We start from the raw sequence: 16,695 nt of genomic DNA, 5'->3' as shown, positions 1-16,695 counted from the left end.
GATTTGTGAGCCGCGGTTTAGTTATTTGTTACTGGTTTATTAGTTATTTGGCTAAAATGCTGAACTAATAACTAATTCCTAATAACCAATAACTATTTTAACCGGTGATCATATGTTAATACCCGATTGAGGAAGGCTAAATAATCCTCGCGGTAGATCAACGCTTAGGAGTTCAGATAGTGTAAGCTTACCGATTGTATGGATTTTGCAGCCGTATGGGATTCCCATTCTCGTCGATAACTTCCATATCATACCGAATGACAATGTGCGTGCCTACCGGAGCGTGATAATACAGGTACCAGGCCGCCGTCTCGGAGGTGCCGATACAGCCGTTGGAAGAGGGGGTGCCCAGGGTTTCGATGTTGGTGATGGGGTGGATAAGCTGGCCATAGCGCAGATCGTTTATTTCGGGTTCCAGCCACGGCACGTTGGGCAACGCGGTCTCTACGCCATCGTCCCGACGGGTGACGTGGTAGGGGTGATTGTTGACGGGATTGATAAAGGTGGGTTCTTTTACGTGTCGGATGATGGTTCCCTCCCCGGTATGGGTGCGCAGATCGACAACTCTGCCGGCCATGGCCAGGTACTTATGCTCATTGCTGCCCACGCGCACCGGGGATTCATGGATCACGCTATCGTTTTGCCAAATGCGGAGTTTGAATTCAGGTATGTTCAGATCAAGCCAGGTCTGTTCGAAAAGCAGTTTCAGGCTGGTAATTCCCCGCTCCTTTAAGTCATAATAATCGGTAGCCGCCAGTGAATCGATCATCCAGGATTTATTGCGAATGATCAAGTGCTCAGAAATCGGGTAGGTGAGCAATGAGTCAAATCGAAATACGATTTTGTCCATCACCTTAAAATAGTCCTTGACCTTTACCGTATCCTTAAAAAAGTGGAGGGGCTGAGAGTTGCTTGAAGAAGTCTTGATTCCGGAAATATTCTAAAAAAAACTGTGGGTTCTTTTTTGTTGTAGAAAATCAGAAGAAGCGTAGCCGTTACTAACAGAAAAAATATGTTTCGGAATGTTGTCATGTGCATGGATCTATCTATATGATTGATCTCATATCAGAGATATATCATTAATTGGTTTCCCTGGTATTGCAGACGTTTCGCAAACCACCCCATCCTCTGATATCGGTTTCTCATCTGTTCATCCTGAACTCGATGAATGCATAAATTCTTTTCCCACTTCATCAAGTGGTACATAAACAACAAAACAGTTAAGCGGTTCATAACTTTATGTTTATTGGTGTTTATCTTGCTGGTTAAAATTTCACAATATTTTGATATCAAGAAGTGCTTATTTTATTGACAAGGCGTGTGATATAAATCCTTGGAATTTTGTAAAGTGAACTATTACATGCGGGGCTCTTACTTGTATCACTTTCTGGACACCATTGGCCGTGGAAAACTTCATAGTTCGACTGGTCTCTGACCAAATAGAATTTTTAAGTCTATCCAATCATGTGCCTATGCATTTGGATGTGGTAGTAAACCTCTCAATGAAAAATCCTTCTCTTCTATTTCGATAAGGCTGTCTAAACAAAACAACGCATTATTTTGATTTGTTTGTGTAGGTGAAAGTTGTACACTGGCTGACGAAAAAACATTACAAATAGGTTTATCGGCAGGTTCTATATTTTCAATAGTTCTTAAAGAGAGTCTTTGAAATATTGAATTTGTACAGTCGTGAGCGGCACTATGGTGTTGCTAACGGCAACCCCTGAATTAACGGCCGAGGGCTTCTTTTCGAGAACTTCCGGTTCAAGGAAATCTCAAAAGTGTGTACAAACGGCCAACTTCTGCCGACACTTGAATAGTGCCGGCATTGAAAGCCAGTGGTTGAGGGTGCCCCTTTATTGGGGCTGAGAACATACCCCTTGAACTTGACCCGGGTAATACCGGCGCAAGGAAACCGTTGGCTTTTTTGATTTGAACTCCAATATATACCGCAATTCGGTGGCTATATCTTCTCCCGTTCCTCTAGACATTATAGAGTCCAATTTACAAATAGCAACCGATCTTGCGACTACCTCTGTACCGATTGTTTCTCCCGATCTCGATGCCATCGACATCCAGAAAAAACTAACAGAACAAGCCTTTGAGTGTGCCTCCCATATCATTGTTTGTGATGGCCCCAGGTTTGTGGGATTGATACGAATTGAAGATCTGTATTCCGCTGGTGATCACTTGATGGCAAGAGATATTATGGATGAGGAACCCCCGACGATTAGACCGGGAGTAGACCAGGAAGTGGCGGCATGGACCGCGGTGCACCACAAGGAATCGGCCCTGGCGGTGGTAAACAAAGAGGGAGAATTTATCGGCTTGATTCCGCCTTATCTGCTACTACAAGTCCTGCTAAAAGAGCACGAAGAGGATTTGAGCCGGGTGGGTGGATTCTTGCAGGATACGAACAAAGCACGAACCGCGCTGCAGGAACCAATTTTCAAACGCTTTTGGCACCGGCTGCCCTGGTTGTTACTTGGGCTTTTGGGAGCGTTTATTGCCGCGAAGGTGGTGAGTGGATTTGAGTCCAGGCTTCAGGAAGAGTTAACCATTGCCTTTTTTATTCCAGGAATTGTATACCTGGCCGACGCAGTGGGTACGCAAACGGAAGCAATTATTGTACGTGGGCTCTCCGTGGGAGTGACCATCAAGAATGTGCTCTGGCAAGAGTTGCTCACCGGCATAACCATAGGGATTGTATTGGCAGCGATTTCATATCCATTTCTCCTTTGGAACTGGAGTGATCCACAACTGGCGTTTGGAACGAGTCTGTCCCTGCTTGCAGCCTGTTCCACGGCCACATTAGTTGCCATGGTACTGCCGGTTCTGTTCAACCTGATTGATATTGATCCGGCCTTTGAAATGGTCCCATCGCAACCGTCATCCAGGACGTGCTGTCTATCCTGATCTACTTTTTTATCACCACGGCCATCATGTTCTGAATAGCTATTGGACGGTACCCCACCCTCAACCTCCAACGCCAGGCCATTACAAGGGAGTTTCGCCTGAATATCCTGTGTAGGAAAACCCCTCTCAACCATTTGGTAGAAGCACCTATAGGGTTGGTAACTCGTTTTAAGGAAGTTAAAGTTATTAATGCGCAGCTTGATGCATTAATAGATTAACTCTCATCGGAGAAAACAGTCATGTTTGAGAATCGAAAAGAGGCAGGTATAGAGCTGGGCAAGGCCCTCAAAAAATACAAATCGGCAAGGCCTGTCGTGTTGGCTATTCCTCGCGGTGGAGTGGAAGTAGGGTATTATGTAGCACGAGCCTTGGAATGCGACTTTGATGTAATCATCACCCGTAAACTCGGCTATCCTCAACAGCCCGAAGCTGCCTTTGGAGCACTTGCAGAGGATGGAAGCCTGTACCTTGACCCGTGGTCAAACCAATATCTTACCAGAGATATTATTACCAATGTTCAGGCAAAGGAAAATAAGGAAATCCAAAGACGCATTTTGAAGTACCGCAATGGAAAGGAACTGCCCAGCCTGAGGAATCGTGTAGTCATCCTCGTGGATGACGGTATTGCCACTGGAGCGACCATTTTTGCTGCTCTTAGAATGTGTCGAAAGCACCAATCCAAAAAGATCGTAATAGCAGCTCCGGTTTCGGGACTAACCAGGCTCACTGCACTTGAGGCCGAAGCAGATGAAGTGGTTATACTGGATAAATATCAATATTTAGCAGCCGTTTCACAGGGATATCGTAATTTTACGAACCTTAGTGATGAAGCTGTGCAACGCTACCTGAGTAACTGGCGTAATCAAACAATAAAATCTTCTCCAGCCTAATTGGCAGGGATTTCCCTTACATGAGCTAGAAGAACATTTCTTACATGCCGTTTGGTTTCAAAGCCTATACCCATCTGTTGTTTCCTATCGTAATTTATTTGAGTAATGAATTTAACAAGGAGAACATTATGGCTTACAAAAAACTACTTTTTCAGACTTCAGCCAGGGAGAAACTCTTGAAAGGAGCTACCACTCTTTATGATGCCGTTCGCATAACCCTGGGTCCGAAATCCAAATCAGTGTTGATTGGCAAAAAATGGGGAAAACCGCTCGTATGTAATGATGGCGTAACTATTGCAAAAGAAATGGACCTGAAAGACCCCGAAGAGAATCTAGGGGCTCAGGTGTTGAAAGAAGCTGCCGAGTGTACCGGTGACCTGGTGGGGGATGGGACCTCTACATCAACAATTTTGGCTTATACTATTTTTGCCGAGGGACTCAAAAATGTGGCTGCCCGGGCCAGTGCTATCGAGTTGAAGAGAGGGTTGGACCGGGGATTAGCCGTTGCTGTTGAGGCATTAAAAGAAATTTCCAGACCGGTAAAAACACACAAGGAAAAACAGCAGGTGGCCACCATATCGGCGCATAACGATAGTGCCATTGGCGACCTGGTGGCCGAGGCTATCGATAAAATTGGGCCTGAAGGAGTGATTACGGTGGAGGAGGCCAAAGGTACGGAGACCCAGGTTGAAGTCGTAGAGGGTATGCAATTCGACCGTGGATATCTTTCCCCATACTTTGTGACAGATGCCGAGAAGATGGAAGTTGAAATAGAGAATCCCCGAATTCTGCTGTATGACAAAAAGATCAGCAATATTAAAGACTTGCTTCCCATGTTGGAAGAGATGGCCAAACAGCAGACCGGGCTTGTGGTGATCGCTGAAGATGTGGATGGGGAAGCCCTGGCCAGCCTTGTGGTGAATCGAATTCGGGGTGTCCTATCCTGCGTGGCCATTAAAGCACCGGGCTTTGGGGACCGCCGGACGGCCATGCTCCAGGATATCGCCCTGCTTACCGGCGGGCAGTTGATATCGGAATCGCTGGGCATGAAGCTTGAGAATATTACTACGGAGATGCTGGGTTCGGCACAGCGCATTTTGGTGGACAAAGATACGACAACGGTTATCGGCGGAGGTGGAGATAAAGGGGCCATCGAAGGGCGATGCAACGAGCTTCGCAGGCAAATCGAGAAATCAGATTCTGACTACGACAAAGAGAAACTGCAGGAACGACTGGCCAAACTCTCGGGTGGTGTCGCCGTTATCCGGGTGGGCGCACCTTCCGAAACGGAGCTCAAAAGCCGGAAAGAAGCTTTCGAAGATGCCATCAGCGCCACCAAGGCGGCCATTGAAGAGGGGATCGTACCGGGTGCCGGCCTGGCCTTGTTGAGAACAACTAATGCCGTTGAGGAAGAGGCCAAAAAAACAGAGGGAGATGAAAAAACGGGTATCCTCATATTGCGGAGGGCTTTGGAAGCACCCGCCCGGCAGATTGCTGAAAATTCGGGAGTCGATGACGGGGTAATCGTTGAAAAGATGATGGCCGGGGATGGGAACTATGGTTTTGATGCCGCGCAAAACCAGTTTGTCGACCTGTATAAAGCCGGTATTATCGACCCGACCAAAGTGGTTCGAATCGCGCTCGAAAATGCCGTATCGGTGGCCGGGACACTACTGCTTACCGAAGCGACGATGACTGAAGTCGAAGAAAAGCCCAAAAGCTTCCGTGATGAAGCCGCCCTGGAAGATGGTATGCTAGAGTAAAACAGGAGTAATCGGTTTTTTGGGTACCTTATTCATCTACATCGCTTGCAATATATTTCGAATAAGATGTGAGTAACGATTTACCATATTTAACCTTAGCAATATGGATGGCATACATGTAATTCAGGAATACGCATCTATGTCGGAGAAAGATGCCCCACAGAACTCCCCTAAAGAGTTCCTGACTTTTTGTGGCGTGTTGGGCCTGGGACGACTAGTCATTGAAGGGAAGGAAAATGCCGTTGAGCTCTTACGAAGAGCCGCTTCCGATGAACGCTGGCGAATTCGGGAGGCCGTAAAAAAAGCACTACAGATTATTGGGAAACATGATTTGGGCCAATTGTTTATTATCGGCAAAGACTGGATTAATGGAAATATGTATGAACAAAGAGCAATCCTAACGAGTATTTGCAGGGAGGAATTTTTACGGGATCCCAGTTATGCAAGAGAGACTTTCCACTTACTTGAAAAAGCAATGAACAGTATTGCCGGAGCGAAAGCATCTACCCGGGAATATAAATTATTGAAAAAAGCATTGGGTTATTACTGGAGCAGTGCCATCCTTGCTTGCCCGGAGCAGGGAAAGCCGATGTTTGAACATTGGCTGTTATCAAATGATCCGAACATCAGATGGATCTTGAAAAAAGCCTTAAAGGATAAGCAACTTATCAAAAAGGAGTCCCATTGGGTTGCTCGGTGTCGCCACAAAATCATAAATGTGCAAGATGAATTGTTGAAGTAGTCGTTCATATCCCACCCCCCCCCAAATAGGGTGATAGGGTGAAATAATATCGAAAGGGAAAATGTGATGAGGAGTTCTATTCAATTAGTAACGAATATCATGGGAAGGAAAGTAAAGAACAGGGATGGAGAGGATGTCGGAGTTATTCAAAATATCATGATTGACCCGGGGGATGGGATGATACTCTATATTATGTTATGCTATGCGGATTTCGTGGGTAAAATGCATCGTCACTTTGCGATTCCCAACAGTTTGATGAGACTTAAGAATAATCAGGAGAATGGCATTTTTTTTGAAATCGAAGAACAAAAATTATCAAGCGTAGAACGATTGTCAGATATCACAGGTACCACACATACTTTTACGAAGTATCAACGTGTATATGAGGTGGATCAGGATGCGCCGTGGTTTTCAGAGTTCCATCTATATACATAGCAATTATTTTAACAAAGCTTTATTGTGTTATTTATCTGAGCCTCCATTAACTCGCGGATCTCCTCACACCGAGTACAGCTGGTTACCAGTTGAGAAGCCCGGTTCAAGACGCCTTCAATACCAGGATATCATCACCGGTTGGCTTTGACGAGCTTCTGCAGCTCGCTGATGACATCGGTGAGCAATCGCCGGGTATGGGGACCCACGTCGGTGCTCGTACAGCTTAGTAGTTGGCTGCAAGCGAGGTGGGAATCAGGTTGTTGGGGCTGGGGAGAGGTCGGTTCTAGTTCGGTTTTGAGCGCCTTGGCCAGGGCCTGGGCCTCCTCTTCGCTGATATAGGGAGTACCAGCCGGTGGTTGTAATAGCTGCTTTTGTCCTCCCTGGCCAGCAAACAGCTGGGAGATCACGGTGAAAAACATGGGGGCATTCTCCTCCAGCATATCCAGCATGCGGCTGCCCGCGTCCCGGCCGCCGGCCCGCTGCTCCATCTCCATGCGGAATTTCACCTTTTCCAGTTCTGCGAGCTCTTTTTCGAGAGCTTTGAGGTCACTTCGGTGCATTTCCTTGAGCCGGTCAATCTCGTTGCGGTGGGATTCCTTTAGGTCGGCCAGCTCCCGCTGGTGGGTCAGCAGCGTAGCCGTTTTGTCTTCGGAGAGCTGGCGCTTGAGCCCCATGATTTCATCGACGAGCTGGCGAATCTTGCGGTCGGCGTCATGCAGCTCGCCTTCCAGCCGCAGGGCGCGTTGCTGGTAATAATTTTCAGGAGCGGTTCTGCTGGCGGCAGCAGGTTCTTGGCCCAAAGTATCGGGCTGATCCTCGGGTGGGTCAATGCGAAAGCCGATCACAATATCTTCGTCGATGCCGGTGTGCAGAGAGTACAGGCCCGGTTCTAATTTGAATATTGCTTTTACCACATTGAAGGGCTGCCGGAAGTTGAACGGTAGCTCTTTCTCTACTTGCTGGAGCCCGTTAGTAGTACCGGTAATGCGCCCAAAAATCGGCAGGCCTTGCTCCAGCTCTAGCAGGAAGGTGGCGTAGTCCCGCTCTTGGGGTTCGTTCGGCTTATTTTCCAGCGTTTCAGGCATTGGCTTCGTGTTCGTTGGCATGGGGTTATTGCGTCAGTGTGACCAATAACTGATATCAACGTAACACTAATTCAAATTAGGAAAAATACCCCGGGATGGGCTGGAACAGGGTGCAATGGGGTGTTAAAGAATGGGACAGATTGGGATAGATTGTTTTTTTAAAATACCCTTTTACGTTCTTGAACGTGATGAGTTAGTTCTCAAGAGTTGCGTCGGTCTCCTTGGCAAACCAAGCTGTCGCCTTTGCTTGAGTTGACGGTTCTCCTTACGGAGTCACCGCAGTTATTGCTTAGTGGGCCGATCTTGGTGGCGACCTCGTCCATATAGCCTTGTTTGAGCCAGTTTTGCATCGTCTTAAGTAATAACGGCACCTCTACTGGCTAATTCAGTTGGTACTGCAAATTTTCGGATGGGATGGGGCGTCGAAAATGTGGCATAAGTAGATCCATAAAAAGTAATGTGATTTTTAGTATAAAGTGTAGTGGTTATACCTCATGTTAAGTGTAGAATGGTTCAAAATTAACCGTTCTACACAAACCTAACCATGTTTTCAAAACACTTACGTAATACTCATATCGCGATAGTACTCCCAGTGATTTTAGTTCTTTTTCTCCATTTTACCGCTAACTGTCAGAATCAGCAACTGGGTAAAAGTACAGATAAATCTGTATTCGAAGCTTCTCTAGAATCGAATTCTGCTGAAATTCATAAAATAAAAAAAGCCTTCAAGCAACTTGATGTTCCAAGTCGCCCAAATCGGCTGAATATTTTTTCAGATATAAATTGGCTGTACGCCAAGGGAGCTTCTTCTGAGCGACTCGATGTAACCCTTCACGACCTGCCGGGTTCACTGCAACCTGTGACGATACGCCATCGACTGTTGGAGCCGGATAGCCCAATGTGGTACGTCACCCAAATTGCATTCCCGCGCCCCGTCACCCTCCGCATCAATGCTGATGATGGTGCGCAGGCCTGGTACGGCGGGCAACGCATATCGGTATATCGCGGACGCTTTTTTCATTTCCCCGCCAGCTCTTCACCTAAAAAGCTGGTAATCCGCGTGTTGAATAATGCCATGCACGGCGGACTCAACTCTGTACACGCTTACAACCATCAGGAATTCATGCACTATGAACGCTATCGAAAATTATACCGAAGAGTTGAGCTATTCGTTGAAAAGGCGATTCAGTTTGAAGAACTGTCTAATACCACAGTCAACACTATTTTATTAGCAATAAACAATCCAACCGAAAAGACTGTGGCAAGTGCTGAAAAAGCACTCAAACATCTGCCCTATTTTGAAACCCCACCCTATCTGCAGCACGTTGGTCCAGGGAAGTTATCGATCTTGTGGGAAACAGATATCCCCACATCGCACCAGGTTATTTGGGGATCTGACCCTGAACTTATGAATAATACCATAGAAAGTGATTCATCGTATAGAATGCATGAGATATCTCTATCAAACCTGGAGCCCGGCAAAACTTATTACTATCAAATAAAACAGCATGAAAATCGCTCCAGGGTATATCCCTTTAAACTTCCGAGGGACACCACTCACTTTGAGTTTGCTATCTGGGGCGACAGCCAGAGCGGGTGGGAAACTTTTGACCAGGTGGTACATGCCATGCAGGCGCATCCGCTTGAATTCACAGTAGGTGTTGGCGACCTGGCCGACCAAGCCTGGCGCCCTCAAGAGTATACACGGCTACTGCAAACCCTGCACCCGATGAGTGCTCACACCCCGGTATACCTGGTGCCAGGCAACCACGATTATGACGGTTTTTACGATTCCATGATCGCCAAGGATTTTCATAAATATGCCCGTAATGGTAACGAACCACCCAGAACCTACTACTCTTGGTCCAGTGGTAATGCTGCTTTTATTGCACTTGATCCACATAACACATTTCCGGTGGGCATTGAACCAAATTCTGACCAATACAAGTGGCTGGTCAGTGAACTAAAGAAGCCGTTTTGGACTGATGCTAAATGGCATTTTATTGTGCTGCATCATCCACCATATGCACAGGGCTGGCCGGGCTACCACGGGGAAGTTTCGGTTCGCGAGGCCTTGGAACCTCTTATCGAAAAGTACAATATCGATTTTGTGGTTGCGGGGCACAGTCATGCGTACGAGCGATTGATCAAACAATATGGGAATCAAACTACGTATTATATTGTGACCGGAGGAGCGGGTGGTAATATTACTACAAAACCGGAACTTTCTGATTACCCCAAAATGGATACAGTATTATTTACTCATCATTTTACACGCTGGCAAGTTCGGGCTGATACAATTTTATTCCAGGCTATTGACAATGATCGAAAGGTTCTTGATGAACTGACTATAACAAAATAAGGCAAAACCCCAACAACTCTGGATTTGGGTGTTCATTTTACGAATAGAAAAACCGAACCCTATCAAGCTTATATATTGAGGTTTATCGCATTCCAAAATGGGATTTCATTTCCACATTATTAGTTTTTTAATACACACTAGACGGTAATTTCCTGGGTCTGGAGTTGGTCATTTCCGCGAACCAATACTTCACATTTAAGATATTTTCCGTTTAGGCAGCTATTAAACATGAAAAAGGGGAAGGATGAGCTATCATCCTTCCCCTTAATTTTGAGTGTTTGGCTCTGGATTTAGTCCAGCTTATTCATCCCACCAAACATGCGTGTTGATACTGTTTTCTCCCTGTCGGCTAATCGCCTCATCATAATTCTGCTGGTTCGTGATTTGTGCCGAGAAGGGATATTCCATGCGGACCGGAATTTGGTCGTCATTGTCATTGGCGATGGATGGCTCCAGTTCAGGGAAGCCGGTTCGTTTCCAGTCATTCCAGGCTTCTAAACCTTGTCCGTAGAGGGCGATCCATTTCTGTTCGCCAATCAGCTGCAGGGCATTTGCGGGATCAAAATCAACCTCAGCTTCGGAAAGGTAGCTGTCGACCCCGGTAACTCCATGTTGATCAAAGGACGCCCGAATGCCTTTCTCATAATAACTTTCCACCGAACCGGAAATAAATCCTTTTTCGGCGGCCTCGGCCATCAGGAAATTCAGTTCAGCGTAAGTCATTATTACGCCGGGCGTCTCAGCCTTACGAAATGCCGACCCGATTTTTGAGGTGCGGTCCATACCCAACTTGGCAGCATCCTCTGGCATAAGGCCGTTCGGCACGCCTACATAGAGGCTATCCTGTGGCTTGGTTGCCGAAGTGTACTGCGTGGTATCCGCATATACTTCCAGCCGGGGATCGTTGAGCTGTTTGAGGCGATCAACCAGCGTTTTACTGACCCTGAACTGGTTGCGTCGGCCGGAGGGCAGCTCAATGATGGGATGTCGATTGGGCGGATTGGAAAGGTACACCAGCTGGGCGTTATCCTCATTGGAGTCAAACATATTGTCGTTTTGCACCAGACTTGCCAGCTTGCTGCTTACATTTTCCTTCCCGGAAATACGCATCAACAGACGAAAACGGAGGGAATTGGCAAACTTCTGCCATTTGCTCATATCCCCGCTGTAAAGAATATCACCACTGATTTCGTGATCGTTGGTTACGATCATAGAACTTGCCGTTTCCAACTGCTGCAGCAGATTGGTATAGATAACTTCCTGGCGATCAAACGCCGGTTGGGTAACGCCACCGTCAATACCCTGCAGGGCCTCGCTATACGGGATATCGCCAAACGAATCTGTTAGTAGCGAAAAGTACCAGGCTTTCATAATCATACCCACGGCCTGGTAGTTGGGATTTCCCTGCTCTTCTCCCAGCTTCTGGATGCGCTGGAAGTCCATCAGCGGACCGGAATACCCACCTTCCCAAAAACTACTGAATGAAGAGTTACTGTATATGTAGCGATCTTTGTCCGTTCCCTGGATGCGGGCCCAGTGCTGGACGATAAGGTTTCCAAACTCCATACCCACGGCTGCCCCCTGGTAGAGGTCTACGGCACTCTCCATGGCGTACGGTAGAATGATATTGGGATCTACATCTGTCGGGCTGTTGGGATTGGAATTTACATCCGTCAGTGACTCATCACATCCATATATAAACACGACAAGACACAGTACAGCAAGAAATAAAGATTTTTGAGTAGTCATGATTGATAAACTTGTTTTTAAATCGTTAGAGTGAGAGGGAAATATTGAAGCCGACGGACCGTGCGGAAGGGATCTGGCCAAACTCGAGTCCCTGCGCTATATCATTGGCAATGGCCGTTTCAGGATCAATATTGGGAGCGTTACTGTGCAGCAACAACAGGTTGCGCCCTGTAACAGAGACGTCGGCTGACTTGATTGGCAGGTTTTGCAGCCATCTGTACGGCAGATTGTATGACAGCGTCACTTCCCTGAGCTTGATATAGCTGGCATCGAAAATACTCATCTCAGTGTTGTGATACCCGTAATATCCCAGGTACCAGGAAGAGGCCGAAACGTTGGTGGTATTCGGGCTGTACGATCCATCGGGATTCTCGACGACACCGTCTCCAACGATACCATTTTCGCGCCCCTCAAGCGTAGAGGCCAATACACCGGCACGACGGCCAATCACGTTGGTGCCGGAGTAAATCTCTCCAGCGATGCTACCATCAATAAGTACATTCAGCGAAAGACCCTCGTAGCTGAAGGTGTTGGAGATACCGCCAGTCCAGTCAGGCTGGTAATTCCCCTGGATCCGTCCCTCGTCATAGAGATCTGGCAGACCGTTTGATTTGAAAATAATTTCACCATCTTCGGTGCGCCTCATACCACGACCGTAAAATGAACCAAAAGGTTCGCCTTCAACTGCTACAACGTCCAGCCTGAAGAGACGTCCACTTGGCAGCCGCAGGCGATCTACCCCTTCGGCCAGCTCCAGCACTTCATTCCGATTGCGGGCATAGTTGACGGTCAGATCCCACTGGAATGGACTTGAAGCATTGAGCGGTTGAATAAATGCAGACGCTTCAATTCCTCTGTTTTGAATTTTACCGGCATTAAATATTTGTGACTTGTATCCTGAAGAACTTGAGATGCCTGAACTGACGATCTGGTTCTTTGTGTACATGTCGTACCAGGTCACATCAAAAGCAAGTTTTCCATCCAAAAAGCGGAGATCGGCCCCAATTTCATAGGAAGTGGTAATCTGGGGTTTAAGACCTTTATTGGGAATCGTGTTCGATTCTGATGCTGTAGTGATGGCACCCCAGTTGGAGACAGCGGTACTGTACACCTGGTTCAACTGGTAGGGATCGGTGTCGGAACCGACCTCTGCATAGCTGGCTCTCAGCTTGGCGTAATCAAGCACATTATCGGAGATATCAAACATCTCGGTGAGCACGCCGCTCAGTGATACGGACGGATAGAAATAGGAGTTGTTATCGGACGGCAGGGTGCTCGACCAGTCGTTTCGGGCCGTCACCTCCAGGAACAGGTAATCGCGGAATCCCAGCTCCGAAAGACCGTACACGCTGTAGATCTGTTTTTCTTCATATCGATTTTGGGCTAAGGGGATCCCTTTTGCATTTCCCACATTATAGACCCCGGGAACCGCCAGCTGCCGCGCTTGCACCAGATTTTGCCGCATGGTGTGTTTCATCCAGTTGCCGCCGGCCGAAAAATCGAGTGAGAAATATTCGGAAATATTCTGTTCACCGCGAAGCAAAAACTCATAATTCTGCTCCGATATTTTATAGACATCTTCGGTGAACGCGCCCTCCGGAAACTCAATCCCGTTATAAGCTCTTTTGATCGTCCGAACATCGTTGAAAAAATCGATGCCCGCTTTTGCCTGGGCTGTAAGCCATTCGGTTACGTTGTAGGAAAGGGAAAGATTTCCGAACAGGCGGTCTCGGTCCAGTGCATTGGTATTTTCGTTTACGATAAAGTACGGATTATTGTGGTAGTTGGTATTCCAGTTCACTTCGTTACCGTGATCCTGGTATTCGGCTTTCAGGGCGGGAATATCAACCTGCCGGCCGAACCACAAAAACTGTTTCATCACGTTTTGATCGTCGTAACCGCCTCCCATACGGTTTCCGCTGCTTGTTTTTACGTAGTTTACGGAAGCCCGGGCGTTAAACTGGTCAGTTAGTTGGGTGCCTGCATTTAGTGAAATATTATTCCGACCCAAGTCCGTATTGGGGACCATGCCCGTTTCTTCGGTATTGGTGAACGACAGCCGGAAGTCAGCCTGCTCTCCTCCGCCGGTAATGGCAATATTGTTTGAATACTTCGTGCCCGTCTCGAAAAAGTCTTTCACATTGTCGGGATGAGATATCCACGGTGCTGGCTCGCCGTTGGAATTGAACTGAACAAATTCAAGTCCCTCATCCAGGGGCGGTCCAAAGCTGATATCGGAACCGTCGTTAACGCCATTGCGACCGTCCACGAATTCAAAATTATCCCCGACGCCCTGGCCGTATTCATTTTGATAATCCGGCAGAATCATCGGTTGCTGAAAGGACACTCCGGACTCAACTGTAACCCCAATTCCTTCGGCACCTTGTCCGGTCTTGGTTTTAATCAGTACCACACCGTTAGCGGCACGCGAGCCGTAAAGTGCGGCCGCATTAGGTCCCTTGAGCACGCTTATCGACTCGATATCGTTCGGGTTCAGATCGCTAATGGTATTCCCGTAGTCTATAGCAGATTTGCTGCCCCCGGCATCCGGACGAAAGCTGCCCGTTCCAGACTTGATGTTGCTGTTATCCACCGGCACGCCGTCTATCACAAACAATGGCTGGTTCTGCCCGGTAATGGAATTTTCGCCACGGATGACAATACGAGATGAACTGCCGATGCCCCCGCCGGCACTGGTCACCTTAATGCCGGAGACTTTCCCGCTCAGGGCATTCACGACATTTGTTTCGCTGCTGTTGTCAAGATCGGTTCCATTCACACTCTGGATGGAGTAGCCCAGCCGGGTGCGCTCCCGATCTATATTCAAAGCGGTTACCACCACTTCGGAAAGCTCACTGGCCTGCGGATAGAGGCGCACTGTGATTTCTTCGGAATCTTGAATCCTCACCACTTTATCCTGGTAACCGATAAAGCTAAAGACTAGCAGATCCCCTTCCGACAGATCATTGAACGAAAAGGTACCCTCACTGTCAGTCGTTGTTCCCCGGTCCGTACCTTTCACACGGATGTTTACGCCCGGAAGTGGCAGTCCTGAATCGCCGTCCAGTACCTGCCCACTGAATGGAAACAAAGCTGAAATATGTGAATACTCGTTTTCAGCTGAAAGTATGATCTTGTTGGATCGAAGATGATATGAAACGCCCACTTGGCCACATAATTCATCGAGGACGGCATTCAGGGGTTGTTGGTCTGCTTTAAGCCAGACCTTTTTGTTAAGATTAATTTTATCCTGGCTATAGATGAAAGATAAACCCGTTAGCTGCTCTAACTTCTGGATGGCTGCTACGAATGATACCTTCTGCTTGGTTATGGTGAGAACCTGGTCTTGGCCCGGAATCTGTAACTGGTATTGAGCCAGTTCATTAAATTGTGTTGGCTGGGCATACCCCGGAGTGGAAAAAAGTAAAACCAGGGCAAATAGAATTGATTTGGATAATAACTTTTTCATAGTTTAATTTTAATTTTGCAAGCTCACCCCGTATAGGGGTAAACAGTAATTACTATTGCTGTTTTTTGAGTTATTCAGCCGGGTGTGTTACCGCACATCCGGCTTTTTTATGTAGTGTCTATGCCATCATTGTCCTCCTTTCATTTCTGTTTTTGTTCGATGGATTGTTGCTGTTGAATCAACGGTTTTGTAGCCTAAATTTGTGGAAATGCAGATCATCTCAATGATTTCTTCCCAGTTCTCATCATCAAAGCGACCGGTAATGCGCGTATTGGTGAGCTCGGGATCCGCAAAGAGCATTGTAATTCCAAAACGGCGATAAAGTTCATCAGCCACCTGCCGTAATGTGGTCTTTTCAAAAAGCAAAATACCTTTCCGCCAGGATGTGAAGCGATCAGCCTTGGCAACCTTCTTTTTAATAAGCCGATCTTCACTGGGCCAAATCTCCAATTGCTCCCCCACTCCAAGATCTACCGTAGATTGCTTCTCAACGTTTATTCCTTCATTTTTTGTCGCTTTTTTAACCCGGACCTTACCTTCTGTGACAGTTACTTGACGTACGGGATCAGAGCGATAGGATCGAATATTGAATCGGGTCCCAAGCACCTGGGTTAGCAAATCGTCACTTTGTACCTGGAACGGGCGATCCGGATCAGGGGCAACTTCAAAATAGGCTTCTCCTTCCAGGGCCACCCGGCGGTTCTGCTCGTTATAACCCGCTTGTACCCTTAAGTTACTCTCAGCATTTAACCAAACGTTAGAGCCATCGGGGAGCGTGATGGATAGGGTCTCTCCTACCGTTGTGCTGTATTTTGCCATTACTTGTTCGCTGGATGATGCATTAAAATTGATGAATAGTCCCACACATACGGACACCAGTATCAGCAACGATGCAGCGGCCATGTACGATCTGCGAAGGGAAAAAATAGAAGTGGCTTTCACCGGATCTTCTTCGAATGAAAGTGTTTGCCGTATTCTGTTCTTTATCTGCTTCCGACGCACATCCTCAAGGGGATCTGCATTTATTTTTTCCCAGCGTCGCTTGTGTATATTATCGTGGTGCGTGGTCATTCGTAGCGTATTGGTTTCATGTTAGCTACTGGTTATACACACAGTCAGCCAAAAACCATTACGCAGTTAACAATTATTTAACACCGGGGGAGGAAGTGCTATGTCAGACAGGGAATTGCTGCATTATTCCCATTTGCATTAAACATTCATACTAATGCGAATCAGGTAGATTCACGCAGATAGGAGTGTTGGGTTTAAATCCGGTGATTTTCC

Annotated in this window: 11 protein-coding genes and 1 riboswitch; of the genes, 6 read left to right on the top strand and 5 right to left on the bottom strand. The window is 47.1% G+C overall.

The annotated features are described in order from the left end of the window. Positions 1-187: 187 nt before the first annotated feature. Positions 188-850, bottom strand: coding sequence for a L,D-transpeptidase (locus tag ACG2F4_RS07295; RefSeq protein ID WP_395259563.1), 663 nt, complete (start codon positions 848-850; stop codon positions 188-190). A gap of 984 nt (positions 851-1,834) precedes the next feature. Continuing rightward, positions 1,835-1,930: riboswitch (TPP riboswitch) on the top strand. 2 nt (positions 1,931-1,932) lie between these two features. Here ACG2F4_RS07295 and ACG2F4_RS07290 point away from each other — a divergent pair. From ACG2F4_RS07290 to ACG2F4_RS07270, 5 genes are all read left to right on the top strand, one after another. After that, positions 1,933-2,916 (top strand): magnesium transporter, encoded by a 984-nt coding sequence (locus ACG2F4_RS07290; RefSeq protein WP_395259562.1) that lies wholly within the window; start codon positions 1,933-1,935, stop codon positions 2,914-2,916. 239 nt (positions 2,917-3,155) lie between these two features. After that, positions 3,156-3,806, top strand: coding sequence for a phosphoribosyltransferase (locus tag ACG2F4_RS07285; protein ID WP_395259561.1), 651 nt, complete (start codon positions 3,156-3,158; stop codon positions 3,804-3,806). A 128-nt stretch (positions 3,807-3,934) separates the two neighbouring features. Further along, positions 3,935-5,569 (top strand): chaperonin GroEL, encoded by a 1,635-nt coding sequence (groL, locus tag ACG2F4_RS07280; protein WP_395259560.1) that lies wholly within the window; start codon positions 3,935-3,937, stop codon positions 5,567-5,569. Between the two features lie 139 nt (positions 5,570-5,708). Continuing rightward, positions 5,709-6,311 carry a hypothetical protein gene (locus ACG2F4_RS07275; protein WP_395259559.1) on the top strand — a complete coding sequence of 201 codons (603 nt, stop codon included), beginning with the start codon at positions 5,709-5,711 and terminating at the stop codon, positions 6,309-6,311. A 99-nt stretch (positions 6,312-6,410) separates the two neighbouring features. Then, complete coding sequence (locus ACG2F4_RS07270; RefSeq protein ID WP_395259558.1) at positions 6,411-6,746, top strand: PRC-barrel domain-containing protein; 336 nt, start codon at positions 6,411-6,413, stop codon at positions 6,744-6,746. Positions 6,747-6,877: 131 nt separating this feature from the next. On the opposite strand, the gene ACG2F4_RS07265 is transcribed toward ACG2F4_RS07270, so the two are convergent. Further along, the gene (locus tag ACG2F4_RS07265; RefSeq protein ID WP_395259557.1) at positions 6,878-7,831 is read right to left on the bottom strand and encodes a hypothetical protein; all 954 of its coding nucleotides are present in this window, start codon (positions 7,829-7,831) and stop codon (positions 6,878-6,880) included. Positions 7,832-8,375: 544 nt separating this feature from the next. On the opposite strand from ACG2F4_RS07265, the gene ACG2F4_RS07260 reads away from it, so the two are divergent. Beyond that, the gene (locus ACG2F4_RS07260) at positions 8,376-10,193 is read left to right on the top strand and encodes a metallophosphoesterase (protein ID WP_395259556.1); all 1,818 of its coding nucleotides are present in this window, start codon (positions 8,376-8,378) and stop codon (positions 10,191-10,193) included. A 300-nt stretch (positions 10,194-10,493) separates the two neighbouring features. Here the strand turns inward: ACG2F4_RS07260 and ACG2F4_RS07255 are convergent, their stop codons facing one another. The 3 genes from ACG2F4_RS07255 to ACG2F4_RS07245 form a co-directional block, all read right to left on the bottom strand. Continuing rightward, positions 10,494-11,942 carry a SusD/RagB family nutrient-binding outer membrane lipoprotein gene (locus ACG2F4_RS07255; protein ID WP_395259555.1) on the bottom strand — a complete coding sequence of 483 codons (1,449 nt, stop codon included), beginning with the start codon at positions 11,940-11,942 and terminating at the stop codon, positions 10,494-10,496. Positions 11,943-11,967: 25 nt separating this feature from the next. Next, positions 11,968-15,411, bottom strand: coding sequence for a SusC/RagA family TonB-linked outer membrane protein (locus ACG2F4_RS07250; protein WP_395259554.1), 3,444 nt, complete (start codon positions 15,409-15,411; stop codon positions 11,968-11,970). Between the two features lie 126 nt (positions 15,412-15,537). Then, a complete protein-coding gene (locus tag ACG2F4_RS07245; RefSeq protein WP_395259553.1) occupies positions 15,538-16,482 on the bottom strand; it encodes a FecR family protein in 945 nt (314 codons plus the stop codon). Positions 16,483-16,695: the final 213 nt, after the last annotated feature.

Origin of the sequence: Halalkalibaculum sp. DA3122 (assembly GCF_043951865.1) — a bacterium.
Taxonomy (GTDB): domain Bacteria; phylum Bacteroidota; class Rhodothermia; order Balneolales; family Balneolaceae; genus JAMQKA01.
This window is presented reverse-complemented; position numbering and strand designations above follow the sequence as displayed.

Excerpts from the sequence above, each read along its gene's own strand:
- ACG2F4_RS07275 (WP_395259559.1), top strand. The coding sequence starts at position 5,709 with ATGTCGGAGAAAGATGCCCCACAGAACTCCCCTAAAGAGTTCCTGACT.
- ACG2F4_RS07295 (WP_395259563.1), bottom strand. The coding sequence starts at position 850 with ATGGACAAAATCGTATTTCGATTTGACTCATTGCTCACCTACCCGATT.
- ACG2F4_RS07245 (WP_395259553.1), bottom strand. The coding sequence starts at position 16,482 with ATGACCACGCACCACGATAATATACACAAGCGACGCTGGGAAAAAATA.
- ACG2F4_RS07270 (WP_395259558.1), top strand. The coding sequence starts at position 6,411 with ATGGGAAGGAAAGTAAAGAACAGGGATGGAGAGGATGTCGGAGTTATT.
- ACG2F4_RS07260 (WP_395259556.1), top strand. The coding sequence starts at position 8,376 with ATGTTTTCAAAACACTTACGTAATACTCATATCGCGATAGTACTCCCA.
- groL (WP_395259560.1), top strand. The coding sequence starts at position 3,935 with ATGGCTTACAAAAAACTACTTTTTCAGACTTCAGCCAGGGAGAAACTC.
- ACG2F4_RS07250 (WP_395259554.1), bottom strand. The coding sequence starts at position 15,411 with ATGAAAAAGTTATTATCCAAATCAATTCTATTTGCCCTGGTTTTACTT.
- ACG2F4_RS07285 (WP_395259561.1), top strand. The coding sequence starts at position 3,156 with ATGTTTGAGAATCGAAAAGAGGCAGGTATAGAGCTGGGCAAGGCCCTC.
- ACG2F4_RS07255 (WP_395259555.1), bottom strand. The coding sequence starts at position 11,942 with ATGACTACTCAAAAATCTTTATTTCTTGCTGTACTGTGTCTTGTCGTG.
- ACG2F4_RS07265 (WP_395259557.1), bottom strand. The coding sequence starts at position 7,831 with ATGCCTGAAACGCTGGAAAATAAGCCGAACGAACCCCAAGAGCGGGAC.